General features: G+C 71.3%; 17 protein-coding genes and 1 pseudogene. 13 read left to right on the top strand and 5 right to left on the bottom strand.

Annotated features, from left to right (window positions below; genetic code table 11):
• Positions 1-33: 33 nt before the first annotated feature.
• From AB0N07_RS43105 to AB0N07_RS43095, 3 genes are read right to left on the bottom strand one after another with little or no spacing between them, the layout of a single operon-like run.
• Positions 34-165, bottom strand: a complete 132-nt coding sequence (locus AB0N07_RS43105) for a hypothetical protein (protein ID WP_365845029.1) — start codon at positions 163-165, stop codon at positions 34-36.
• Between the two features lie 35 nt (positions 166-200).
• On the bottom strand, positions 201-326 hold the full coding sequence (locus AB0N07_RS43100) for a hypothetical protein (protein WP_365845027.1): 126 nt from the start codon (positions 324-326) through the stop codon (positions 201-203).
• A 35-nt stretch (positions 327-361) separates the two neighbouring features.
• Complete coding sequence (locus AB0N07_RS43095; protein ID WP_365845025.1) at positions 362-511, bottom strand: hypothetical protein; 150 nt, start codon at positions 509-511, stop codon at positions 362-364.
• 293 nt (positions 512-804) lie between these two features.
• Between AB0N07_RS43095 and AB0N07_RS43090 the strand changes: the two genes are divergently transcribed.
• The 9 genes from AB0N07_RS43090 (at position 805) to lanKC (ending at position 13,351) form a co-directional block, all read left to right on the top strand.
• Positions 805-1,884 carry a radical SAM protein gene (locus AB0N07_RS43090; RefSeq protein ID WP_365845023.1) on the top strand — a complete coding sequence of 360 codons (1,080 nt, stop codon included), beginning with the start codon at positions 805-807 and terminating at the stop codon, positions 1,882-1,884.
• Positions 1,881-2,579, top strand: coding sequence for an iron-containing redox enzyme family protein (locus AB0N07_RS43085; RefSeq protein ID WP_365845021.1), 699 nt, complete (start codon positions 1,881-1,883; stop codon positions 2,577-2,579). Before AB0N07_RS43090 ends, AB0N07_RS43085 begins: the two co-directional genes overlap by 4 nt.
• On the top strand, positions 2,576-2,773 hold the full coding sequence (locus AB0N07_RS43080) for an aroma-sacti cluster domain-containing protein (RefSeq protein ID WP_365845019.1): 198 nt from the start codon (positions 2,576-2,578) through the stop codon (positions 2,771-2,773). Before AB0N07_RS43085 ends, AB0N07_RS43080 begins: the two co-directional genes overlap by 4 nt.
• Positions 2,774-2,801: 28 nt before the next feature.
• Complete coding sequence (locus AB0N07_RS43075) at positions 2,802-5,834, top strand: adenylate/guanylate cyclase domain-containing protein (RefSeq protein WP_365845017.1); 3,033 nt, start codon at positions 2,802-2,804, stop codon at positions 5,832-5,834.
• Between the two features lie 2 nt (positions 5,835-5,836).
• Positions 5,837-6,679 (top strand): S8 family serine peptidase, encoded by an 843-nt coding sequence (locus AB0N07_RS43070; protein ID WP_365845015.1) that lies wholly within the window; start codon positions 5,837-5,839, stop codon positions 6,677-6,679.
• 68 nt (positions 6,680-6,747) lie between these two features.
• Entirely contained in the window at positions 6,748-7,323 is a 576-nt protein-coding gene (locus AB0N07_RS43065; RefSeq protein WP_365845013.1) for a GAF domain-containing protein, read from the top strand.
• Between the two features lie 166 nt (positions 7,324-7,489).
• A complete protein-coding gene (locus AB0N07_RS43060; protein WP_365845011.1) occupies positions 7,490-10,423 on the top strand; it encodes an AAA family ATPase in 2,934 nt (977 codons plus the stop codon).
• Positions 10,424-10,537: 114 nt separating this feature from the next.
• Positions 10,538-10,693 (top strand): hypothetical protein, encoded by a 156-nt coding sequence (locus AB0N07_RS43055; RefSeq protein WP_365845009.1) that lies wholly within the window; start codon positions 10,538-10,540, stop codon positions 10,691-10,693.
• A gap of 81 nt (positions 10,694-10,774) precedes the next feature.
• A complete protein-coding gene (gene lanKC, locus AB0N07_RS43050) occupies positions 10,775-13,351 on the top strand; it encodes a class III lanthionine synthetase LanKC (RefSeq protein WP_365845007.1) in 2,577 nt (858 codons plus the stop codon).
• Between the two features lie 145 nt (positions 13,352-13,496).
• Here the strand turns inward: lanKC and AB0N07_RS43045 are convergent, their stop codons facing one another.
• Positions 13,497-14,036 (bottom strand): MarR family transcriptional regulator, encoded by a 540-nt coding sequence (locus tag AB0N07_RS43045; protein ID WP_365845005.1) that lies wholly within the window; start codon positions 14,034-14,036, stop codon positions 13,497-13,499.
• A 68-nt stretch (positions 14,037-14,104) separates the two neighbouring features.
• Between AB0N07_RS43045 and AB0N07_RS43040 the strand changes: the two genes are divergently transcribed.
• The 3 genes and pseudogenes from AB0N07_RS43040 to AB0N07_RS43030 all read left to right on the top strand — a co-directional run bounded on the left by AB0N07_RS43040 (position 14,105) and on the right by AB0N07_RS43030 (position 17,319).
• Positions 14,105-15,397 (top strand): MFS transporter, encoded by a 1,293-nt coding sequence (locus tag AB0N07_RS43040; RefSeq protein ID WP_365845003.1) that lies wholly within the window; start codon positions 14,105-14,107, stop codon positions 15,395-15,397.
• Positions 15,398-15,867: 470 nt separating this feature from the next.
• Positions 15,868-16,032: pseudogene (locus AB0N07_RS43035) on the top strand (transposase); the annotation flags it as partial.
• 234 nt (positions 16,033-16,266) lie between these two features.
• A complete protein-coding gene (locus tag AB0N07_RS43030) occupies positions 16,267-17,319 on the top strand; it encodes a LacI family DNA-binding transcriptional regulator (protein ID WP_365845031.1) in 1,053 nt (350 codons plus the stop codon).
• 379 nt (positions 17,320-17,698) lie between these two features.
• Here AB0N07_RS43030 and AB0N07_RS43025 read toward each other — a convergent pair whose 3' ends face one another.
• Complete coding sequence (locus tag AB0N07_RS43025) at positions 17,699-20,029, bottom strand: protein kinase (protein ID WP_365845001.1); 2,331 nt, start codon at positions 20,027-20,029, stop codon at positions 17,699-17,701.
• A 590-nt stretch (positions 20,030-20,619) separates the two neighbouring features.
• Between AB0N07_RS43025 and AB0N07_RS43020 the strand changes: the two genes are divergently transcribed.
• Positions 20,620-22,956 (top strand): ABC transporter substrate-binding protein, encoded by a 2,337-nt coding sequence (locus AB0N07_RS43020; RefSeq protein WP_365844999.1) that lies wholly within the window; start codon positions 20,620-20,622, stop codon positions 22,954-22,956.
• The last annotated feature ends 77 nt before the right edge of the window (positions 22,957-23,033 follow it).

Below are 23,033 nucleotides of genomic sequence, written 5' to 3'. Positions count from 1 at the left end.
GAGCATCTCGGCGCGCCCACCCCGGGTCCTCGGTCAGCGCTCCTCGACGACCGTGCTGGCCAGACTGACGCAGGTCCCCTCGGGTGCCGTGACACTCTTGTCGAGGGTCTGGAGGTCCGGCACGTTCAGTACCGCGGCCTCGATGGGCTCGATGTCTTTGGTCATGGTGTTCTCCTGGGGCGTTCCGCGACGGGGGTCGGTCAGCGCGGGTCGACGACGCTGGCCAGACTGAGGCAGGTCGAGTGCGCCGTGACATCCTTGTCGAGGGTCTGGAGGTCCGGCACGTTCAGTACCGCGGCCTCGATGGGCTCGATGTCCTTGGTCATGGTGTTCTCCCGGGGTATTCCGCGCCGGGGGTCGGTCAGCGCTCTTCGATGGAGCTGACCGTGCTGATGCACGAGCTCTCCGACTTGTCCATGTCCTTGCCGAGACCCTGGAGGCCCGGGACGCCGTGCGCCTCGACCTCGGCGGCCTCGGTCTCGTCGGTGGTGGGGTCGATGTTCTCAGCCATGGTGATCTCCCAAGGAGTCCGGTCTCGGATTCGGGCGGAGGCTTCCGGCCCGACGCCACGAAAGCTAGGCGGGCGGGGTCCAGCGCCGGCCGACGAGCGCCATGGGAGCGGTATGCGACCTGGTCAGCGGGGGTTTCCAGTCCGTGATCCGGGCCTTTCGGCGCTGCGCGAGTGCGGCTGCCAGGGGATATACCGTTCCTGGTCCGTCCGTCTGCCGTTCCCGGCCCGAGCTCCGACAGCATCCCTCTGAGCGACCGCACGCGGGCGGTGCGCCGGGCGAGCGGGAGGGCTTCGTGGAGCTGGCCGAGTTCATCGGGCTGCGGCCCGTCCCCTGTGCGGGCCTGCTGGTCACTCTCACCCGACGGTGCCCGTTGAGCTGTGCGCACTGTTCGACCTCGTCCACGTCGTCGGGCGAGGAGCCCGGCGCCGGGCCACTGCTGGACTTCGTGCGGTCGTTCACCTCCGACGACCGGCCCGACGTGATGCTGCTGTCCGGCGGCGAACCCCTCATGCGGCCCGCGCTCGTGAGTGAACTGGCGGTAGAGGCCGGGACGGCCGGCACCCGGAGCGTGCTGCTCAGCGGGATGTACTTCGCCCGCGCCGACCGGATACCCGGACCGGTACTGCGGGCGATCGGCGCCGTCGACCACTTCTCGGCGAGCCTGGACGCCCACCACGAGCGGGAGGTGCCGCGCCGAAGCGTCTTCCGCGTGCTGCATCAGGTGCTGGACGGGGGGACGCCCGTCAGCTTCCATCTCACCGGCAGCGGTCCGGACGACCCGTATCTGGCGGACGTGACCGCACACATCCGCCGGGAGTTCGCGAACCAGGTGCCCATGCTGGTCAACGAGGTGCGCGCGGTGGGCCGCGCGGCCTCCTGGGCTACCGCGACCACCCATCGCCCGGACCCCGGTCAGGTGTCGCCGTGCGCGATGGCCGCGTGGCCGGTGGTGGCCTTCGACGGCACCGTGCTGGCCTGCTGCAACCAGCGTGTGGTGGACCTGAGGCCCGTCCCGCCGCATCTGCGCCTGGGGCACATCGCCGAGGACAACTGGCCGACCGTGCGCGGCCGTTCACTGAGCTCGCCGATGCTGCGGATGGTGCGTACCGTCGGCCCGGACCACCTGCGCGACCGGTACGTCCCCTCGGCGGGCGGCCCCGGCTGGTGCGCCGGATGCCGGGAGCTGTCCGAGCACGACGCCGTGACGGAGGGTGCGCGACGGGACGCCCAGGGCCCGGTCGGCGAACTGCTGGACCGGGAGACCGCGAGGATGCAGGCCGAGGCGGGGCCGGTGGCACTGCTCCGGCGTTACGGCTGCCCGCCGTACGCGGACCTGGTGACCCTGCCCGGACGACCGGGAGGCGCCCCATGACCCCTCCTCGCAGAACGCCCCTCTCCACCGAGCTGGGCGTCAAGCTCGCCCTGGCCGCACCCGCGCTGGGCGGCGCGTTCGACGAGCTCTGGCGTCCCGGGGCGGCCGTCCTGCACGCCCGATACCTCGCGTACCTGTACGAGATGCACGCGTTGGTTCGCGCCTCGGTGCCGTTGATGGAACGGGCGGCCGTTCGGTGCGCGCGGACGGCGCCCGGCGATCCGGTGGCGGAGCCGCTCAGTGCGTACCTGGAGCGGCACATCGAGGAGGAGCGCGGCCATGACGCCTGGCTGCTCGAAGACCTCGCCATGGCCGGCGGCGACCCGGCGAAGACAGCCGACCGGCTGCCCTCATCCATCGTCGCGGAGCTGGTGGGCGCGCAGTACTACTGGATCGAGCACCATCACCCCGTCGCCCTGCTCGGCTACATCCGTGTGCTGGAGGGCAACGCTCCCGCGCTCTGGCTGGCGGACCGGCTTGCCGCCCGCACAGGTCTGCCGGCCGCCGCATTCCGTACCGTCCGCGAGCACGCGGAGCTGGACGGCGGCCACCTGGCCGACCTGGAGGACCTTCTCGACTCGCTGCCCCTGACCCCCGTGCACCGGACCGCGCTGGCGGTCAGTGCCCTTCGTACGGCGGACGGGGTCACCCGTCTGTTCTCGTATCTCGCCACCGCCCCTGGAGGCCCGGCATGACCGACGACCACGCACTCGACCGGCTTCGCGCGGCGGGATTCACCGTCGACGCGCTCACCGAGGAGCAGCTGGAGGTGCTCAGCGCCCTGTCGCCGCACGAGCTGGACGTGCTGGAGGACATCAAGGGGCGGCTGGACGAGGCGGAGCCCGAGGTGCGGGCGCACAGTGAGTTCGCCGGCGGAGCCCTGTTCTGAGGACGCCCACCGCGGAGGGAGCTGGACCATGAACTGTTCACCCTGCGGTCGCGCACTGCCGTCAGGGGCGCGCTTCTGCCCTTCGTGCGGAGGGCCGTGCGCGGACGCGTCGACCGCCGAGGCGACCGAGTCCCGCAAGGTCGTCACCGTGCTCTTCTGCGACCTGGTGGGCTCCACCGCCCTGTCCGGCGGCCTCGATCCGGAGACCCTTCGCTCGGTGACTCTGCGCTACTTCGACCTGATGAGACGTCAGATAGAGTTCCACGGCGGAACGGTGGAGAAGTTCATCGGGGACGCGGTGATGGCGGTGTTCGGCGTCCCCGTGGTGCACGAGGACGACGCCCGGCGCGCGCTCGCCGCCGCGCTGGGCATGCTGACCGCCCTCGACGGCCTCAACACCGAACTCGACACGGCCCTCGGGGTGCGGCTCGAGGTGCGAATCGGTGTCAACACCGGTCAGGTGGTGTCGGGTTCGGACGCTTCGGCGCGCCAGGCGCTCGTCTCGGGCGAGACCGTCAATGTGGCGGCCCGGCTGGAGCAGAACGCCGGACCCGGCCGGATCCTCATCGGCGCCGACACCCTGCGCGCGGCCGGTGCAGCGGTCCGCGCGGAGTCCGTGGGACCACTCACCCTCAAAGGCAAGGCCGAACCGGTCACCGCGTACCGTCTGCTGGAGCTCCGCGAGGACAATCCGGAGCTGGAGCGCCGGTTCGACGTGCGCTTTGTCGGCCGGGGCCCCGAACTGGCCTCGCTGGACGCCTCGTTGGCGGCGGTCTCGGACGGCCGGGGGGCCCGCCGGATCCTGGTGCACGGTGAGGCGGGCATCGGCAAGACCCGCCTGTTGCGCGAGTGGCTGCGCTCCCGCGCACCGCTCAGCGGCGCCGGACGGTGCCGCCCCTACGGCGACCAGGGAAGCCTGGGGCCGCTGGCCGACGCGGTGACATCGGTCCTGGCTGCGGCACCCGCCCCGCACGGCGTCACCGAGGCACTGGGCGTCCTCTCCGCCGGTCTGCTCCTCGACGGGACCCCGAACCCGACCGTGGCGGAGACCTGCGCGGCCCTGGTGGGCGTCCTGGGCGCGCTGTCCGTGCCGGGTCCGGTGGTGCTGGTGCTCGACGACTTCCACTGGGCCGCCCCGCTGCTCTCGGACGTGGTGGACCGGCTCGTCCAGGAACTGGACCGGGCCGCTGTCCTGGTGGTCCTGCTGGCCCGGCCCGAACTCATCGACATGCAAAGCGACTTGTCGGAGTCTCCGACGCTCGCGCTGGCGGGCCTGTCGTACGACGAGTCCGCGCTGCTGGCCGCCGGGCTGACCGAGGTGACCGCTCACTGGGACGCGACACCGAGACGGTTGCTGGAGCGGGCCGACGGCAATCCACTGCACCTCGAACAGCTGCTGGCTGCTGCTTTGGACACCGGATCGCAGGACGAACTCCCTCCGACCGTCCAGGCGTTGCTCGGGGCCCGCATCGACGCGCTGGAGCCGCGTGAGCGCGGGGTGCTCGACCAGGCGTCCGTGATCGGGCGGGAGTTCACCGCTGACCAGCTGACCGGGATCTGCGGCACCCGCGCGGAGGTCCGGTCGGCGCTGCTGCGGCTGAGCGGGCGGCGGTTGGTGGAGCCGGGGCCGCGGGCCTCGTTCCGGTTCACGAGCGGACTGGTCCAGGAGGTCACGTACGCCTCCATGTCCAAGCGTGCCCGGGCCGAGGGGCACGAGAAGGCCGCCGCCGTGCCGTCGGTTCGGTCCACCGGTCCGGCGGCCGTCGGCGGGCACCTGGAGCGGGCCTACGGCTACCGGCGCGAGCTGGGCCGACTCGACGACACCGCCGAGTCGTTGCGCTCGGACGCCGCCGAGGCTCTCGGCCTGGCCGGTGCGCAGGCCCTGGCCAGGTCCGACCTGCCCTGGGCCGACGACCTGCTGACCCGGTCGGCGGCGCTGCACCGGCCGGGGGAACCCGGTGGGGCAGCGGCGGTCCGCCGGCTCGGTGAGGCACGGGCCGCCCTCGGCCGTACCGAGGAGGCCCAGGCGCTGCTGATGGACGTACTGGCCACCCCGGCCGACCCGTTGGAGGCCGCGCACGCCCGGCTCGCGCTGGCCTCCGTGGCACCCGAGGAGGAGGCGCCCGCCGAGGCGGCGGCGGCCGTGCTGGCGGTGTTCGAGCGAGCAGGGGACGAGTTGGGCCAGGCCCGCGCCTGTCTGCGGCTCGCCCAGCGCGACCAGTCCCAGGGCCGGCACGGTGATGCCGACGTGTGGCTCACCAGAGGACTGGCGCACACGGTACGCGCTGACGGCGAGCCGGAACGGGCCGCCGCCCTGGGCGCGATCGGCATCTCGCTCTGGCGCGGTCCGCTGCCCGTCCCGGCGGCCTCGACGCGCTGCCGCGCGCTGCTCGACGAGCACGGCGGCGGACGTCGGGCCGTACGGATCACCCTCAACTGCCCGCTGGCCGTGCTGTCGGCGCTCCAGGACCGATGGACCGACGCCCGCGCGTGTCTGGCCGAAGCGGCGCGGCAGGCCGCTGAACTGGGCTACGCCGAGACACGGGTCGTCCTCCCGTTGTTCGGCGCGACGGTGGAAGTGCTGGCGGGGGAAACCGCCCGTGCCCGTGCCCTGTTGGACACGGCGACCGAGGTGGCGGCGCAGCTGGGCATCTCGGCGCTGCGGGACAGCGTGGCCCTGGAGTCGGCCCGGCTGCACCTGGACTGCGGGGAGGCGTCGGCGGCGGCCCGCGTCCTCGCGCGGATCGACGGTGAGGATGCGTATCCGCACGCCGAGGCGGTCGAGCTGAACGGTCTGCTGGGCAGGGTCGCGGCTGCCGAGGGACGGCACGAGGAATCCCTGCGGCTGACCGCCCGCGCGGTCCGTGCCGCAGGACAGACCGACTCGCCCGTCGTCCGCGGCGGCGCTCTGCTTGACCGGGCCCACGCGCTCGCTCTGCTCGGCCTGTCCGAGCACGCCGGACGGGCCGCCGCGAAGGCCCGGGCGGTCTTCGCCGCCAAGGGGCATCTGCCCGGTGTGCGGTGGGCCCGGGCACTCCTCCCCGAGAACGGAAATGAGTGACGATGACGACAGCACCGCCCCAGGGCCTGACCTGGGGCTTCCTGGGCAGACGCCCCGACGACATCCCGGTCGCGGCCGATCGGCCCCCGCCGCCCGCGGCCCTGGAGGAGGCCACCGGTCACGGCGTACGGGTGTGCGTGGTGGACTCCGGTATCGAGGGCGGCCATCCCCACATCGGACCGGTGGACAGTTCATGGGTGGTCGTGAAGGACGAGGACGGGCTGAGAGTCGAACAGACCGAGCCCGGCGATCCCTGCGGCCACGGCACGGCGTGCGCGAGCATCGTCCGCAAGGTCGCGCCGGACTGCGAACTGCACAGCGTGCGGGTACTGGGGGAACGGTTCTCCGGCACCGGGGACATCCTCCTCGAAGGGCTGCGCTGGGCCGTACGCCAGGGCTTCGACCTGATCAACATGAGCCTGTCGACGACCAGGCCCCGCTTCGCCGAGGATCTGCACGCGCTGACCGACGAGGCGTACTTCAACGGATCGGTCATCGTCGCCGCCGCGCACAACTCGCCGGTGGAGAGCTTTCCCTGGCGGTTCGCCTCGGTGATCTCGGTGGGCAGCCACGGCGAGGACGACCCCGGTCTGCATCTGTACAACCCGCGCCCTCCGGTGGAGTTCTTCGCACCAGGCCAGAACATCGAGGTCGGCTGGCTGGGCGGCACCACCATCCGCACCACCGGCAACAGCTTCGCCACGCCCTACATCACCGGGCTGTGCGCCCGGGCTCTGTCGGCGAGTCCACGGATGACGCCCTTCCAGCTGAAGAGCGCGCTCTACGCGTCCGCCGCCAACGTCCGTGAACACGGTACCGATGCCACCGAGGGCGGACCGCCCTGACCTCGCGGCTGCTTGCCGTGTCCATTCCCCCGCTTACCTCATGTCCGTCCCCCAGGGAAGGTGTCGCTGTGTCCCTCGACCCGCAACCCGCCGCCGCGTCCCGTGACCCGCTGGCGTCCGAACTGCTCCAGTCCGTCGTCGACGTCGCCCGGGCGATCTTCGGTGCCCAGGCCAGCTCTGTCTTCCTGCTGGACGAGGAAGCCGGGGAACTGGTCTTCCAGGCCGTGTCCGGTCAGGGCGAGGAGTTCCTGATCGGCCGCCGGTTCCCGGCCGGCCGGGGCATCGCCGGCTGGGTGGCGTTCTCCGGCGAGCCGATGGTGGTCGACGATCTCACCGCCCACTCCTCCTTCGACCGAACCCTGGCCGAGTCCACCGAGTACGTGCCGAACGCGCTCATGGCGGCCCCGCTGATCCACGACGGCCGAGTCCTGGGCGTCCTGGAGGTGCTCGACCCCGCCGAGCAGACCCGCTCCAGTCTGCCCGAACTCGACCTGCTCTCCCTGTTCGCCCGGCAGGCCGCCACCGCACTGCGGTTCGTCGTACGGCAGCAAGCCGCCGCGGAGGAGGCGCACTCGGGACTGCCGTCGCGTCGCCGCGCGGAGGCGTCGCGGCTGCTGAGCGAGCTGGTCAGCCTGCTCGGATAGGCAGGGCGACGCAATGCGAGTACGGGCTACGTAGCGAGGTTCGGTGGGGCCTGCGTAGTTTCACGGACGCCGTCGGTCCCGTTCTGCACAAAAATCGGTTCTGGCCGGAGGGAGACCGGGCTCGCCTCACGGATCCGGTGCACGCCGTCCAGAAGCGAGGAGGCCCATGACTGAGCAGAGCACGCGGCAGACACAGACGACGGTCCACCGGACATTCTCGGGGCCACTGGTGGGCCGGGAGACCGAGCTGGCCGTCCTGCGGTCCGCCGTCACGGCCTGCACGAACGGTGTCTCCACCGTCGTGGAGATCACCGGCGATCCAGGACTCGGCAAGACGAGACTGCTGTCCGAACTGGGCGAGCTGGCGGAGGCCGAAGGGCTGACGGTCCTGTCGGGCCGCGCTTCGGAGTTCGAACAGCAGCGCTCCTTCGGGGTGTTCGCCAGTCCCATCCGGAGCTGCTTCGGCCGTCTCCAGGAGTCCAGGCACGGTCCGCTCGACGAGGAGACTGCGGCGCTGCTGGAACTGGTGCTGCCACGGGGCTCCCGGTCCGGACGCCACGGGTTCGCCGAGATGGACCGGTCCCGGCTGCACCACGCGCTCGGCCGACTGCTGACGGTGGTCGGCCAGGACCGCGGCATCCTGCTCTGTCTCGACGATCTGCACTGGGCCGACGAGGGATCCCTGGAACTGCTCCACTACCTGCTCCGGCAGCCGCCCGGCACCCCGCTGCTCCTGGCCTGCGGGCTCAGACCCCGGCAGGCGGCGGCCCGACTGCGGGCGTCCTTCCGATACGCCGTCGCGGACTACCGCGTCGAACGACTGCCACTGTCGGCGCTGGACCGGCAGGGGTGCCTCAGTCTGCTCGGTGCCACCCACCCGCCGGCCCGTCGCGACCGGCTCTGCGTGGTCAGCGGCGGCAATCCGCTCTACCTCGAAGTGCTCACCGAACTCACCCTGGACGGCGCCGACCCGGACGGCAGCCCCACCGATCTGCCGGACACCTTACGGGCGGCGCTGGCCCGCGAGATCGCTTCACTGACCGGGGACGAACTCTCCGCGCTGCGCGCCGCGGCCGTCCTGGGGGATCCCTTCGACCCGATGATGCTGGGTCAGGTCTCCGGACTCGGCCACGGACCCGCGCTGGAAGCCCTCGACGTACTCGCGGGCATGGACCTCATCCGCTCCTGCGGACAGAGCGGCCCACGCCACGAGGTACGTCAACTGCTGCAGTTCAGGCACCCGTTGTTGCGGGAGATCGTCTCCCGGGAGACACCGCCGGGCTGGTTCCTCAGCGCCAACGCGCGGGCAGACGAGGCACTGCGCGCAAGCGGGGCGGGTGCCGTCGAGCGAGCGCCCTTCGTCGCCCGCTCGGCACAGGCGGGCGACCTCGAAGCCGTCCGCGTCCTCACCGAGGCGGCCTCCCTCACCACCCGATCCGCACCCGCCGCAGCCGCCACCTGGCTCCGCACCGCTCTCCGGCTGTCCCCCCAGAACCCCACGGGCGAAGCAGCCCGGCAGCGGCTGGAGATGCTGCTCGGCCTGGCCCGCACCTGCGGTACCACAGGCGACCTCGTATCCTGCCGTGAGGCCCTGTCCGAGGCTCTGGACCTCGTCCCGGGGGACCGTCGCGATCAGCGCATCCCGGTCGTGGCGCTCCGGTCGGTGATCGAGCGGATCCTCGGCAGCACCAAGGCAGCCAAGCTCGCACTCAAGGACGAACTGGCCCGCTGGCCGAAGACCGAGGCGAAGGTCAATCCGCTACGCCTCCAACTCGCCACCGTGGGCATGGCACAGGGAGCCTTCGAGGAGGCGGCCGGCCATCTCGACACCGTTCTCGCCCTCACCGCCCCGCCGGTCGACAGCAGGATTCTCACCTCGGTGGCGGCCTGCCGCGCCCTGGGAGCCGCGTACAGCGGGCGGACGGGCCCGATGACGGCATATGTGTCCGAGGCGGCCTCGGCGATCGACAGGCTGGGCGAACTGGCCACCTTCCTCGACGAGGTGGGCCAGCTCGGCTGGGCCGAGGTCCTCGCCGAGCGCCACTCCGACGCCGTGCGGCACATGACCAGCGGCATCCGCGTCGCCCGGCGCACCGGGCAGAGCTACATGATGCCGTACCTGCTGCTCTGCCAGTCCTACGCGCGGCAGGGCACCGGCGACCTGGCGGGCGCGGTCGAGTCGGCGGCCGACGCCGAGGAGACGGCCCATCTGATCGACCGGCCTGACCTCATCGGATACGCCCTGACACTGCGCGCCGCAGCCACCGCGCTGCGGGAGGGACCCGCGGCAGCAGCCGACACGGCCGAACGCGCCCTGCGTCCGGCCGAGCACCGAGGCCGGCTGTGGGAGCTGTCGGCGGCCGTGCTGGCCTCGGTCCGGCTCGACCAGGGGCGGCCCGACGACTGCATCGAACTGATCCGGACCATCACCGGCATCGACCGCTCCGAGACGACCCACACCTTGAGGGCCATGTGGTTCTGTACGGCGGCGCAGGCCGAGATGGCGCGCGGCCACACCGCGGCAGCCCTCGGCCGTGCACGGCAGGCCGCCGAGGCGGCGGAGGCTGTCTCGCTGCCGGGGCAGTCGGGGTACGCGGCCCTCGCCATGGCCTGCGTCCGCATCGACGACCCGGGCGTCGCGGCCGAACTCTTCACCGAGGCCGCCGAGTTCTTCGCCACCAGCCGTCTGGTTCTCGCCGAGAGCCGGGCGCGGGTCCTGCTCGGCCGGGCCCTGGTCGCCTCCGGGCGGCTGGACGAGGCCGCGGCCGCGGTCGGCCAGGCCAAGCAGATCGCCGACGCACACGGAGCAGGTCATCTGAGCGCGCTGGCCGGCAACGCCCAGCGCCAGATCGGCGCCCGCCGCCCGCGCTCCGCAGGCCATTTTCCGGCTCACGAGACCCTGTCCGAGCAGGAGCGCCGTATTTCGCAGTTGGTGTCCCGGGGCCTGTCCAATCGTGACATCGCCTCGACGCTGTTCCTGTCGCCGAAGACCGTCGAGGCGCATCTGACGCGCATCTTCCGCAAGCTGGACGTGAGTTCACGGTCGGCGCTGGTCAGTGTGCTCGCGGAGCTGTCCGCAGATCAGCGTTTGGCCGGGTGAGGCAGATCCGCCCATGTGCCGTTTCCATGCCCGCGGCGAACCGATGACAGGCCGACACCGCCTAGCGTCGCTGCGGCAGGAAGCCAACCACCGTTCGACACAAGGGAGATCGTCATGACGCAGAGCACCGAGTCGTTGAAGCAGCCCTTCGAGGAGTCCCCGGAGGTCGAGGCGCACTCGATCCTGGACCTCCAGAGCCTCGGAAAGTCGGACGACCAGTCCGGTTTCTGGACCTGCCTGAGCAACGTCAGTTCCGCGAACGAGGAGTGACCTCCGGGCGCTGTGCCCCGGTCTCGCCGTCAGTAAGTACACGTCCTGAGTGAAGTGCACGTCCTGAGTGGAGGAACCATCGTGGCGGACGCCCGCGAGGCACTGGTCTACGGCGTCGCCGACCCCCTCCACTACGAGACGCCGAGCCGACTTCACGACGACGCCTCGCGGTACCCGCTGGTCCACGGGGCGATTCCGCCGGGATGGCGGCGCTCCCTCTCGGGACTGTGGACCGTACTGACCCCCGACGACGCGCCACCTGCAGGGCAGGGCTGGAAGATCCACGTGTCGGCGACGCCACGAACGGCGGCACAGGCGCTGGATCGGACGGCCGCACTCTGCCTGGCCGGTGGCGTGCCGTTCAAGTTCCTCCGCAGCGAACGGGCGTTGACCACGATGTCGGGGAAGAACGCGCCCCGGGGCGGCAGCGGAAAGTTCATCACCGTCCACACGCGGGACGACCTGCACCTGGCGGAGATCCTCGGCGAACTGGTCGGCGCCCTCGACGGGCTCCCGGGCCCGTACATCCTCAGCGACCTCCGGATCGGCCGGGGGCCCCTCCACGTTCGCTACGGCTCGTTCGTCGGACGGCGCTGTCCCGGCGCGGACGGCAGACCGGTCCCGGCCCTGGTGGACCCGTCCGGCGCTCTCGTCCCCGATGTCCGGGGTCCGGTCTTTCATGTGCCGGGCTGGGTGACGCCGCCGCCGGTGCTGGAGCCGCACCTGGCCGCCCGGCGGGCCGCGCGCGACGACGCCTTCCCGTACGTGGTCCACGAGGCCCTTCGCTTCTCCAACGCGGGAGGCGTCTACCTCGCCGGACATCGCGACACCGGCCGCCGGGTGGTCCTGCGGGAGGCGCGGCCGTTCAGCGGCCTGGACGGCACGGGCAGCGATGCGGTGGAGCGGCTGCACCGCGAGTACCGGATCCTCATGGAACTCCGGGGACTTGACTGCGTGCCCCGCCTGCACGGGCTGCACACAGTCTGGGAGCACCACTTCCTCGTCCAGGAGCACGTCGGGGGTCCGACGCTCCTGCAGGCGGTGATCGGCCGGTATCCGGTCCCGGGCCGGGACACGTCCGAGGCGGCATTCCGCGCATACGCGGAGTGGGCCTCACGCGTGATCGGCGGTCTGTCCTCGGCTCTGGACTCCCTGCACGAACGGGGCGTCTGCTTCCGGGACGTGCACCCCCGCAACATCATCGTGCGCCCCGACGACTCCGTGGTCCTGGTCGGGTTCGAGTACGCCACACGTCCCGACGAGCGGAGCCTTCCCCGGGTCGGCCCCGCCGGTTTCGCCGCTCCGGCCGGGGCGACGGGCACCGAGGCCGACCAGTACGGCCTGTGGGCGACCTGGCTGTTCACGCTCATGCCGATGCTGGAGGTGACCGACCTCGATTCCGCGAAGGCCGCACAGCTGGAGGCAGTCGCACGCGACCGCTTCGGGCTGTCACTCACCGACGGCCCCCGCCGACCGGACACCAGCCGTGGGCGCACCGCGAGCGCAGCCCCTGCCTCGGTCCCCGCGTCAGTCGACCTCTTCGACTCCGAGCCGTTCGACTGGCCCGCCGTGCGCGACGCGCTGGTCACCGGGATTCACGAGGACGCGACCCCGGACCGCGCCGACCGGCTGTTCCCGGCACACTGGACCGTCTTCGACAACGGCGGCCACACCCTCGCCCACGGCGCGGCCGGAGTCCTGCTCGCCCTCCACCGGGTGGGCGCCACGGTCCCCGTGTCGTACACCGACTGGCTCGTACGCTCCGCGCGACTCGCCGGTTCCCAAGCGGGCTGCGGGCTGTACGACGGACCGTACGGCGCCGCTGCGGTGCTGGCCGAACTCGGCCGTAGGGAAGCGGCGTTGGAAATCCTGTCCGTCGCCCGGACGGCTGGTCCGCCGGTGCGGTCCGGCCTGTACGGCGGACAGGCAGGCGTAGGGCTCGCCCTCTGCCACTTCGCGGAACTCACCGGTGACAGCACGCTGTTGGACGAGGCCACTCGGATTGCGCTACGGCTCGACACACTGCGGCGCGACGGAGTGGCGCAGGGGCTGCTCTTCCCGTCCACCGGGGGGCTCCTGGAGGGCTTCAGCGGCTCCGCCCTGCTCCAGCTCAGGCTGCACGGAGTCACCGGGGACCGGCGGTACCTGACCGCAGCCCGCGCTGCCATCGAACTCGACCTCGGGCACTGCGTCACCATGCCGGACGGAACGGCCCAGGCCCGGTACGGCCACCGCCACCTCGCCTATCTGGAAGGGGGCAGCGGCGGGATGGCCCTGGTGGCGCGGGAGTACCTGGCCCGTGCCGACGATCCCGCCCTCACCGCATTCACGAGGGCCGTCCGCCCCGTCTGTGCATCCGACTTCGTCCGGGAACCAGGCCTGTTCCGGGGCCGCGCCGGACATATCGCGGTGCTGAGCCTGCTGGACGCGCCGGAGCAGGACACGCCGCCCGGACCCGAGGCGCTCGGCTCGATCCGCAGACTCTCCTGGCACGCGATCCGCGCAAAGGACGGCCTCCGCTTCCCCGGCCGGGGTCTGCTCCGCCTCTCCACGGACCTCGCCACCGGCTCGGCGGGCGTACTGCTCGCACTCCACACCGCGTTCGAGGGTCAAGGCCGGCTGGGCTCGCTGCTTCCGTTCGCGACTCAGAGGTCCTGACAGAAGCTGTGGATCACGTGACTTTCGGTGTGGTTGGCCGAGCCGTTGCTGCCCGAGCCGGGCCGAAGCCGATCGAGGGCCGGCCTGCCGCGACGCACGCGACTACGAATGTCTTCCCCAGCACTCCGAAGCATCGACTCGGGGTTCACCGGTGGCGGCTGTCCGCCTCCGCCTGGATCAGCATCCGCTTGAGCAGGGTGCTGAGAGCGTCCTGCTCTGCCGCGTCGAGCGGGGCGACCATCGAGTCCTCCGCCTGCCCGCGCAGCTCCATCGCGGCCAGCCAGCGGATGCGCCCCGCCTCGGTGAGCTCCACGTCCACCCGGCGTCGGTCCTGACTGCTGCGCACACGCCGCACCAGCCCCGACTGTTCCAGGGTGTCCAGGCGGCCTGTCATGCCGGCGGGGGAGAGCATGAGTTCAGCCGCCAGCTCGGAGGGGGTGGCCCGCCCCGGGGCCTCGCGCGCGGCGAGCCGGTGCAGCGTGGCGAACTCGAACTCCTGCAGGCCAACCTCGGCCAGGGCGCGGTCTTTGGCTTGGCCGACATGCTTGGCCAGGAGCTGAATGCGGGTGATGATCCCCTCCACCCGCGCGTCGAACGGGGCCTTGCCGTGCCAGCGTGCAAGGTGCACGTCGACGGAGTCGTCCCCTTCTGTGGGCTGGTCCCGGCCCTGACTCGCGGTGTCCATGCCCCCAGTATGCTACGCCAACTTATATTTCGTTGCCTAATGATTAGCTGGCGAAATACTATGCGCGTATGACGCAACCCATGCGCCGACTGCTGGTCGGCCGTACCTGCGCGGCGCTGGCCACCGCGCTGATACCCACCACGCTCACGCTCGCGCTGCTTCGAGGACACGCCAAAGGCTCGACGGGTTCGGCAGGGGATCTGGGCTTGGTGCTGGCATGCGAACTGCTGCCCATGCTGGTGCTGCTGCCGGTCGCCGGCGTGCTGGCGGACCGCTTCCCGCCACAGCGGGTCGTGCTCGCTGCCGATCTACTCAGGGGCGCGGCGCAGACCGCGATCGGCGCGGAGCTGCTCTGCGGCCTGGTCCGGGTGCCCGACCTCGCTGGGCTCGCCGCGGTCACCGGCGCCGCGGTCGCCTTCGGCACCCCAGCGGTCCGCACCCTGGTCGCCGCGACCGTCGACGCCGACCAGCGGCTGCGGCTGAACTCGCGGTTGGACGTCGCCACCGGCCTGGCCCAGACCGCCGGCCCTGCTACAGCGGGCGGCATGATGCTGATGCTCGGCGCCGGCTGGTCCTCGCTACTGACCGGCGCGCTCTTCATCGGCTCTGCGACCACCCTGGGCGGCCTGCACACCCGCCGGGCCACCAGGCCGGCCGACGGCAGCCACGCGGGGTTCCGGGCGCAGTTGCGCGAAGGCTGGACCGAGACCCGGCGCCACCGCTGGTTCCTCACCAATGTGCTGGGCCATGGAGTATGGCATCTGGCGGCCGGCTTCCTGCTCACCCTGGGACCGCTGATCGCTGTCCGGAGCATGGGCGGTGACGGCGCGTGGGTCCTGGTGGCCCAGCTGGGGACCGTCGGCATGCTGGTCGGCGCTTTTGCAGCAGGACGGCTGCCGGTGCGCCGCCCGCTGGTCGGCGTTGCCGTGGGCGCGGCCGTCTTCGCGCTGCCGCTGGCGGCCTTCGGGCTGGAACTGGCGCTGCCCTGGGCGGCGTCTGCGTACTTCCTGGCCATGTTCGGTCTAGGAGTGCTCAGCCCGCTGTGGGAGACCGCCATCCAGCGCCGCATCCCGCAGGAGGTGCTCGGGCGGGTGGGCTCCTTCGACGCGCTGATCTCGTTTGCCGCCCGCCCGTTGGGCCTGGCCGTGGCCGTTCCGGTTGCCACCCTCCTCGGCACCTCGGCACCACTGCTGGCAGGTGCGGTGCTCGTGGCGGCGGCGAATCTGGCCGTGCTGCTGCTGCCCGAGGCATGGGAGCACCCGGAGCCGGTCACGGCACGGGGCGCTGCCAGGCGCGAACCTGTGGCCGCGGCGGGCCAGGATCAGCCGGAGGCCGGCTCCAGGGCAGCGGACGGCAGATAGCCGGAGGAATGCAGGCCCGGTGCCGGCCCGCGTCGTTGCCTGACTGGCTGTCGTCGTGCCCGTCTTGAGGACCACGACGGGGCCCCGATGGGGTGATCGTGGCAACTGCCGTGCACAAGAAAAGGGCGTCTTGGCAGCTCGAAGGGTGTCTACGCCAACAAACTGTCCAGGAGGCCCTGCTGCCGCGGTTCTACGGCATGGTAGGAGCGGGCTCCACATCGGTCGCTCTCGCGTGCGACTGCCTGGCGCACAGGTTCGGGAACGCCGGCGACCACGGGGCGCGTCAACGCCGCCACCCCACCGACTTGTCGGGCGCCGAGTGGGCGGTGGTCAGGCCGCTGCTGCCGGTGGCGGGCCGGGCTGCGGGGCCGGGGCGGCCAGCGGGAGGCTCACGGTCCGGTGGTCCGGTCCCGGAGTTCCACCACCGGCTCCGCCGCGGAGTGCGCGAGCAGGCGGGGTGGGATCCGGAGCCGCGTGCGGGCGTCATCGCCTCCCAGTCGGTCAAGGCGGACGCGGTGGTCGGATCCGACAGCCGGGGCTTCGACGGCGGCAAGCTGATCAACGGTCGCAAGCGGCAGGTCGTGGTCGACACGCTCGGCCTGCTGCTCGTGGTGATGGTCACCGCGGCGGACGTGGCACGGCCACCTCCGCCAACTCGTCGTACATCGATCCCGCAGACGACCTCGCCGGCGTTGTCCTGCAGCAGCGATCGAGTCGCGTTTCCCCATCGGCGGTCGAGTCGTCGCGGAGCTCTGGGCGGCCAGGTCCCGTAAGCCATCCGGCGGCTCAGCCCTTGCAGAGGGATCCAGTATGCGTCCGCGCATGTCAGGGGCCGCGGCGGACTCGGCCACAATGGGGCTGTGGATGAGATGGGTGGCACCAGGGCGGGTACGGACGGGCCGGTCACGTTGCAGGGGATAGCCGAACGGCTGGGGCTGCACGTCTCGACGGTGTCGCGGGTCCTCAACGGCAAGGCGGACGTGCAGGGACGGGCGGCGTCCGGGGAGACGGCGCAGCGCATCAGGTCGCTGGCCCGGGAACTGGGCTACCGGCCCAATCCGCACGCCACCAGTCTGCGCACCCGGCGCAGCAACCTGGTGGGTGTGCTCTTCCCGCGTCTGTCGGAGATCGTGGTGGCCACCATCTACGAGGGTGTCGAGGAGGAGGCGGCCGCACACGGGCTGTCGGTCTTCGTGACCAATACGCGCGACGATCCGGCCGTGCAGCGGGAGCGGATCGCGATGGTGCTGGGACGCCGGGTGGACGGGCTGATCATCGGTGACGCGCATCTCGATGGCGCTGCGCTCGCCGACCCCGCGCTGCGAGGCGTCCCGTTCGTACTGGTCAACCGCCGCACGGACGGTGATCATCCCGCGGTGACCTGTGACGACTTCCTGGGCGGGCGGATGGCCGCCGAACACCTGCTGGGTCTCGGACACCGCAGGGTCGCGGTGATCGCCGGGGAACCGTTCGCCAGCACCGGGACCGACCGCGCGGCAGGTTTCCTGGAACGCTACGGTGAGGCCGGCCTGCCGGTGTCCGATCACCGGGTGCGTCACTGCACCTTCGACATCACCGGTGGACGCCAGGCGGCGATGGACCTGCTCTCCCTTGCCGACAGGCCCACGGCGCTCTTCGCGGTCAACGACCTCGCCGCCCTGGGCGCCATGGGCGCCGCCCGCGACCTGGGCCTGCGCCCGGGCAGCGACTTCGCCCTGGTCGGCTTCAACGACACCCCCCTCGCCGCCGAACTGCCCATACCGTTGACCAGCGTCCACTCACCCATGGCCGAACTCGGCCGCGCGGCGGTACGCCAACTCCTGCGCCGCATCGCCGGTGAACCCGCCACCTCCCAGCACCTGCGCCCCGGGCTCGTCACCCGTGCTTCCAGCGGCGCTCCCATCGGGCCCGCACTCGGCTGAGAGCGTCGCCCGCAGGCGCATCGACCGATCTGCGGCGTCACCGTCGTCGGCGGCTCTTCGGTGCACCGACGCGCTCATCGCCCGGTGGCGACGAGCGGACAGGAACTGCGGTCTCGACGGGCGCAGCCCCCTGGCGCTACGTGCCGTCCCACGACAGGAACGGGCGCAGACCGCTTACGAAGTGGAGCCTGGACGGCGCTGATGTCGTCCGGGTGGAGTCTGCGGAGCAGATCCTGGTCCCGCGGCCCTTCACGCCGCTCAGCGCACGTACCTGCGCGACCGTGCGGGTTCGGGTGGCCTTCGGCGGACGGTCGAGCGCGCGGAGTGAATCCGCAACCGCCGCGACCGTACTTGCGGGAGCCCGGCGACTGGCCGGCGCTCAGACGTGCTTCGTGATGAGAGCCCGCGCCTGTTTCGACAGCGGCGGCGGACCGATCCTGCCGTCACCGGCTCCGGGAACCAGTGCCTCGGCCACGTCGGCGGCCGTCGGCCGCTGGTCGGGATCGGGGTGAAGGCATGACCGGACCACCTGCGCGGGGTCCTTCGGCAGCCCGGCGAGATCGGGTGTTCCGGCCCGGATGTTCGCGACCACGGACGGCGTGTCCCGGCCCCAGGGGCTGCGCCCCAGGGCGAGGCGGGCAAGGACGGTGCCCAGGGAGAAGACATCGCTGGCGGGTGTGAAGGTGGGCTGCTCGCGCAGTTGCTCGGGGGAGGCGTAGGCGTAGGTGCCGGCGAAGCCACGCCGTAGCTCGGTGAGCCGTTCGATCTGGGCGATACCGAAGTCGATGACGCGTGGGCCGTCCTCGGTCAGCAGTACGTTGGCCGGCTTGAGATCGAGGTGCACGATGCCCTCGGTGTGGATGGCGCTCAGGGCGAGGGCGATGCCCGCTCCCAGCGTGCGCGTCAGCTCGGCCTCCAGCCGGCCGCAGTGCTCGACGAGTTCCTGCAGCGAAGGGGCGGCCACGTACGGCACCGCCATCCACGGGGTCGCACCGTCGGTGTCCGCGGCGATCACCGGCACGGTGAACCGTCCGTCGACCCGCTGGGCCGCCCGCACCTCGTGGGCGAAGCCCTGTTTGATCGGGGGAGCCGCCGCGAGGTGAGCGTGCAGCGTCTTGACCGCGACCATCAGCCCGTCGGTGTCCTGGCACAGGTAGACCCGCCCGAAGCCGCCCTCGCCGACACACTCCAGCACCTCGTACGAGCCGAAGGCCTGCGGCCGGTCCGTACCGGCCGCGGGCCGCGCCCGCTCCATCTCCCGCCAGCCCCCCAGGGCCACGGCCTGAGGGTGCACCGCGATCCTGCCCTCGCCCGCGGTCACCGCGGACGTCTCCGTTCGCGCGTCCAGGTCACTCGTCGTGAGCCGCTGGTCCTGCTCGTCCTTCACCACGACGAACCGTGCCTTGTCCGGCTCGCCCTCCCCGAAGACGTACACCTCGATCTCCACGTGCTCGTCGCTCAGACGGGACACGTAGACACCCGGCAGCCCCAACTCCGCGCACACGGAGGCCTCTTCGGGCGTCGGCCGCCGGTCGCCACGGGCGAAGCACAGGGCCGTCGCCTCATATCCCTGCCCCACCAGATCCCGCAGCACATCGCCCCACTGCGCCACCGTCCAAGCGCGCCGTACCGGGTCGTCCATGCCGTCGTCGACCACCGTGAGGCGGGTCGTGTCGGTTGCGCCGGCCTCGCGTGCCAGCACCGCGCATGCCGTGTCCGGTGCCGCCTGTACTTCCTCCCCCAGCAGCGCCGCGGCCCGTTCCGTGATGCGCAGGACCGTGCGGCCGGCCGCACGGGCGAGTTCGTCGCGCTGCCCGCGCACAATGTCGTACATCGACGAGCCCGGCAGCTGGCCCTGGAGTTCCATGCACGAGAGCACCCTGTCGAAACAGCCGACGGCCGTCGCGTAGTCCTGCGCCCGCACCGCCGCTTTGGCCTGCGCGACGTGCGCGGAGAGGGTCTCGGAGCCGGCCGGACCGTCGAGTTCCTCGAACCGTGCGGCTATCTCCCCGTACATCCGGCAGGCGCGCGGGAAGTCTCCGGCGGCCTCGACCGCGGCGGCCGTCGCGAAGAAGTCCCGCAACCCTTCGCGGCCGCCCTCATTGCCGAACGGCAGTACGCCGGCGACCTCGGCGTAGCGCTGACGGGCGATGCCGGCCAACTGGTGGCCCGGGCCGAGCTCCTGTTGCGCGGTCTGCAGCATCTGGGAGAACGCACGCAGCGCCGCCGCGTTGTCCCCGCTCTTCTGCTGCCAGTACCCCACCTCGCACAGGAGGGTGAGGGCGGTCTCGGTGCGGTTCTCCCGCTCGGCGGACCGGCGCATGGCCTCATAGCGGCGCACGGCCTCCTGCGGCCGGCCCGACCGGCCGTGCCAGTGCGCGAGTTGGTGCCGGGCCAGTTCGGTGTCCGGATGGCGGGGCCCCTGGATCCGCTCCCGGTCGGCCAACAGCCGGACGAACAGCTGGACCGCAGCTTCTGTCCGGCCCGACTCACCGGTCCAGTGGGCCAGTTGGTGCCGCAACGCCAAGGTGTCGGGGTTACGCGGTCCCAGAACGCGTTCCGCCTGCGCGACCAGTTCGCCGTACCGTTCCGCGGCCAGCTCCGCGTTGCCCTGACGCCCGGTCAGCTCCGCCGTCTCGCCGCCCTTCTGCAGCGCCGCGACGAACTCACGGAGAACCGGCGTCGGTTCGCGCCTGCCCAACCGCCTCATCAAGCCTCCCCGTTGCTGCAGTCCGGACGTGTGCCGGATGGCCAGTATGCTCTACCCAAACGATTGCGCCAATCGTTTGGGCTCCGTGATCACGCCGGCATGCCGAGGCCGACGGCTGTAGTTCGGCGGGCTGCTTCGACGTCGACCGCCTGGCTGCTCATCGCTGGCAGAACTCAAAGGCCGGTGCAGCAGGGGGAGTGTTCGAGGTGGTGCACATCCCGCACCCGGATCGCCAGACACCCTTTGGGAAACGCCGCCGAGGCCACCACCCGCGTCGTTGGGGAGCCCACACTCCTGCTGTCGCCGTCCCCGACCTCACCTTCGCCCAGGTCGCGAGCCGCGAGGATCTGGCATCCGTCGTCTCAGAACGGCCTGAATCACTCATTAGACGTCAGTGACGGATAAAGCGCATTTTCACAACTGTCTTTCATGGCATGTTGACCTCCCTGCTTCCCCGACGGAGGAACTGCGTGCCCAACACCCCAACGCCCACGGACTCGGCCCCGCGCTACCCCCGGTGGTCGGACCGCCTCATACGTCAGCTCGACACTTTCGCGGCCACGCGGTCCCGTGCCGAGAAGGTGCCTGCCTTGATTCTCACCAGGCAGGACGGCGGTGATGTCCGGGCACCGGCCTTCATGGTCCGGGAATATGAGCACCGGCTGTCGCGACGGCGGGGCACCCCCCACTTCCAGGTCCCGCACGCCGTCGTCGACGACGCGGAACTGGGCGGTGGCTTCCTTGCCGCGATCGACCGAGTCGCACTGCGGTTCCAGCTCACCATGCCCTCGGGGAGGCTGCGGTTGCCGGCCTTTCACACGTGCCGGGCCGTACTGGACGCTGAGCGCGGCGCGGGCGACTTCCAGGCCCAGCAGCAGCCGATCCTCGATGACCTGTACGCAGCGCTCCTCAGACGGCGGAAAACGCTGCGTGCCTGCGCTCGCCTCGCGGACTTCTTGGGTCAGCATTTCCTGACCGGCTGGCTGCAGGGGCTCGTGGCAGCACTGATCGTCGGCTTTCCCAAGCTCTGCTACCGGTTCTCCCTGCAGCACTGGGGTCTGCGCTGGGTCGCGGACGAAGCGAACGCGAGCTGCTTCCTGGACGCCGCGCTCGCCTTCTGCCAGGGCGGCGAGCTGGACAGGGAGGATCCGCGAGTTCGGCGAATCCTCTTGCGCGCGCTGCTCACCGATCTGCGGAAAGCGACCCGGGGAAGGACCTGGCTGAGTCATCTGTGGGCACGGCGCCGGTGGTCCTTCGTCGTCCTCCTTCCGGAGATCGACGACACGGACGGCCCGGGCCGCGCCTTCCTCGGCACGTTCGAGGAGCTCGCCGGCGACCATCCGTCCAAGCCGCTGCTCATCCTGGCCGCCTGCGCCGGTCCGCCTCCGGACTACGCCGCGCCGCTGGGTGCCGACGCCGACCGGCCCAATGGCATTGCCGACAAGGTCTTCACGTTCCTCAATGAGGGCAGTGACGAGCCGGTGCGGCTCATCACGCTGCCGGCCGAGGACGACACCGAGGGCACGGCCAAGGCGAAGATCGACACCCATTGGGGCGTCATGGCCCGCCGGGACCATCCCCTCGACTGGTTGCGTCCCGCCGCTCTGCCCCTCATGGCCGCGGCAACGGCGGGCATCCTCCTGGCTCCGCGCTACCTGTGGCCCACTGCTCCCCCCGCGTCCGCCTCATGCGTCGAGGTCAGCACCGGTGAGCGTGTGGGCATCACCGACGGCAGTCAATGTGATCTGGCCGTACAGGGGGACCGCGGAAGGGAACTGAAGGCCCTGGAGCACCAGGTCGCGACGGAGAACGCCCGGATTCCGGACGGGCGTTACCGCACCCTCGTCTTCCTCGCTCCCCTGAGTCTGCAGAACGGCGTCTACGACGACCCGCCCGTCGGCCTGCAGATCCTGCGCGGCGCGATCGCCCAGCAGCACAGGCTCAACTCCGGGGTCCGCCAGAACAAGATGCCCATCCGCCTGCTCATCGCCAACACCGGTCAGTACTTCCAGTACGGCGCACGCAGGGCCGCAGCGCCGAAGGACCCGGACGTCGCACAGATGATCATTAGTCGTCAGCGGCAGGACCACATCGCCGCGGTCATCGGCATCACCCAGAGCCGTACTGAGTCGCTGGACGCGGTCCGGGAACTCGACCAGGCCGGCATCCCGGTCATCGCCAACGGTGTATCCGGCAGCGCCATGGTCGGCCCCGACTCGCCGCAGCGGTACTTCCAGATCTCGGCACCCGACGGGCGCGTCGCGCAGGTCCTCGCCGACTTCATCCACCGTTCTCCCACCATCCGCCAACTCACCAGCCCCGCACCGCACGCCGTGGTCGTGTACGACCCGACCGACACGGCCTTCAGCACGGACCTCAAGAACCTGTTCGTCGCCGCCTACCGCCGGCACGGCGGTATTGACGAGATCAAGTACAGCGAGAAGCCCGGCGCGACCACGCCGGAGGACATCGCGAGCGAGGTCTGCAACAAGGTTGCCGCGACGCACGGGATCGTGGTCTACCTCGCCCGATCCGGAGTGCTGCCCAGCCTCCTCAATGCGATGCAGGGTGCGGGCGGTCAGTGCCAGCCCCCGGAAGGCACGACCATCCCGATGATCACCGAGAGTTCCCCGATCGACTTCCAGTTGCATCCCGGCCAGACGGCGCGCGCCTACCCGTACATGACGCTCTTCTACGAGTCGACGAATGCCCCCACCCCGGACTCCCGGGATCCCTATGCCCAGTTCGCCCAGGACTTCGCCACCGTCTTCGGCCAACGCAGCGCCGATGCGGACGCCGCCGGCGGCTTCGACACCATGGGCGTCGTCAGCAAGGTCATCGAGGACCTGCTGCCGGCTTCCGACGACGTCCAGCCCAACGACATCTATCTGTGGCTCACCGCCCACGGCGCAACGTCGCTTCCTTGATCGTTTCAGGATGACTGCGGTCGTGGTGTGAGTGGGTGGAGCTGGAGGGTGTAGGTGACGCGTTCGGTGGCGGGTTG

The organism is Streptomyces sp. NPDC051172 (genome assembly GCF_040682555.1).
GTDB lineage: Bacteria > Actinomycetota > Actinomycetes > Streptomycetales > Streptomycetaceae > Streptomyces.
Note: the sequence above shows the minus strand (reverse complement) of the source record. Positions and strands in the feature narration are given on the sequence as shown.

Coding starts and splice junctions, on each gene's coding strand:
- AB0N07_RS43105 (WP_365845029.1), bottom strand. CDS start 165: ATGACCAAAGACATCGAGCCCATCGAGGCCGCGGTACTGAACGTGCCG.
- AB0N07_RS43100 (WP_365845027.1), bottom strand. CDS start 326: ATGACCAAGGACATCGAGCCCATCGAGGCCGCGGTACTGAACGTGCCG.
- AB0N07_RS43095 (WP_365845025.1), bottom strand. CDS start 511: ATGGCTGAGAACATCGACCCCACCACCGACGAGACCGAGGCCGCCGAG.
- AB0N07_RS43085 (WP_365845021.1), top strand. CDS start 1,881: ATGACCCCTCCTCGCAGAACGCCCCTCTCCACCGAGCTGGGCGTCAAG.
- AB0N07_RS43080 (WP_365845019.1), top strand. CDS start 2,576: ATGACCGACGACCACGCACTCGACCGGCTTCGCGCGGCGGGATTCACC.
- AB0N07_RS43075 (WP_365845017.1), top strand. CDS start 2,802: ATGAACTGTTCACCCTGCGGTCGCGCACTGCCGTCAGGGGCGCGCTTC.
- AB0N07_RS43070 (WP_365845015.1), top strand. CDS start 5,837: ATGACGACAGCACCGCCCCAGGGCCTGACCTGGGGCTTCCTGGGCAGA.
- AB0N07_RS43060 (WP_365845011.1), top strand. CDS start 7,490: ATGACTGAGCAGAGCACGCGGCAGACACAGACGACGGTCCACCGGACA.
- AB0N07_RS43055 (WP_365845009.1), top strand. CDS start 10,538: ATGACGCAGAGCACCGAGTCGTTGAAGCAGCCCTTCGAGGAGTCCCCG.
- AB0N07_RS43045 (WP_365845005.1), bottom strand. CDS start 14,036: ATGGACACCGCGAGTCAGGGCCGGGACCAGCCCACAGAAGGGGACGAC.
- AB0N07_RS43040 (WP_365845003.1), top strand. CDS start 14,105: ATGACGCAACCCATGCGCCGACTGCTGGTCGGCCGTACCTGCGCGGCG.
- AB0N07_RS43030 (WP_365845031.1), top strand. CDS start 16,267: ATGGGTGGCACCAGGGCGGGTACGGACGGGCCGGTCACGTTGCAGGGG.
- AB0N07_RS43025 (WP_365845001.1), bottom strand. CDS start 20,029: ATGAGGCGGTTGGGCAGGCGCGAACCGACGCCGGTTCTCCGTGAGTTC.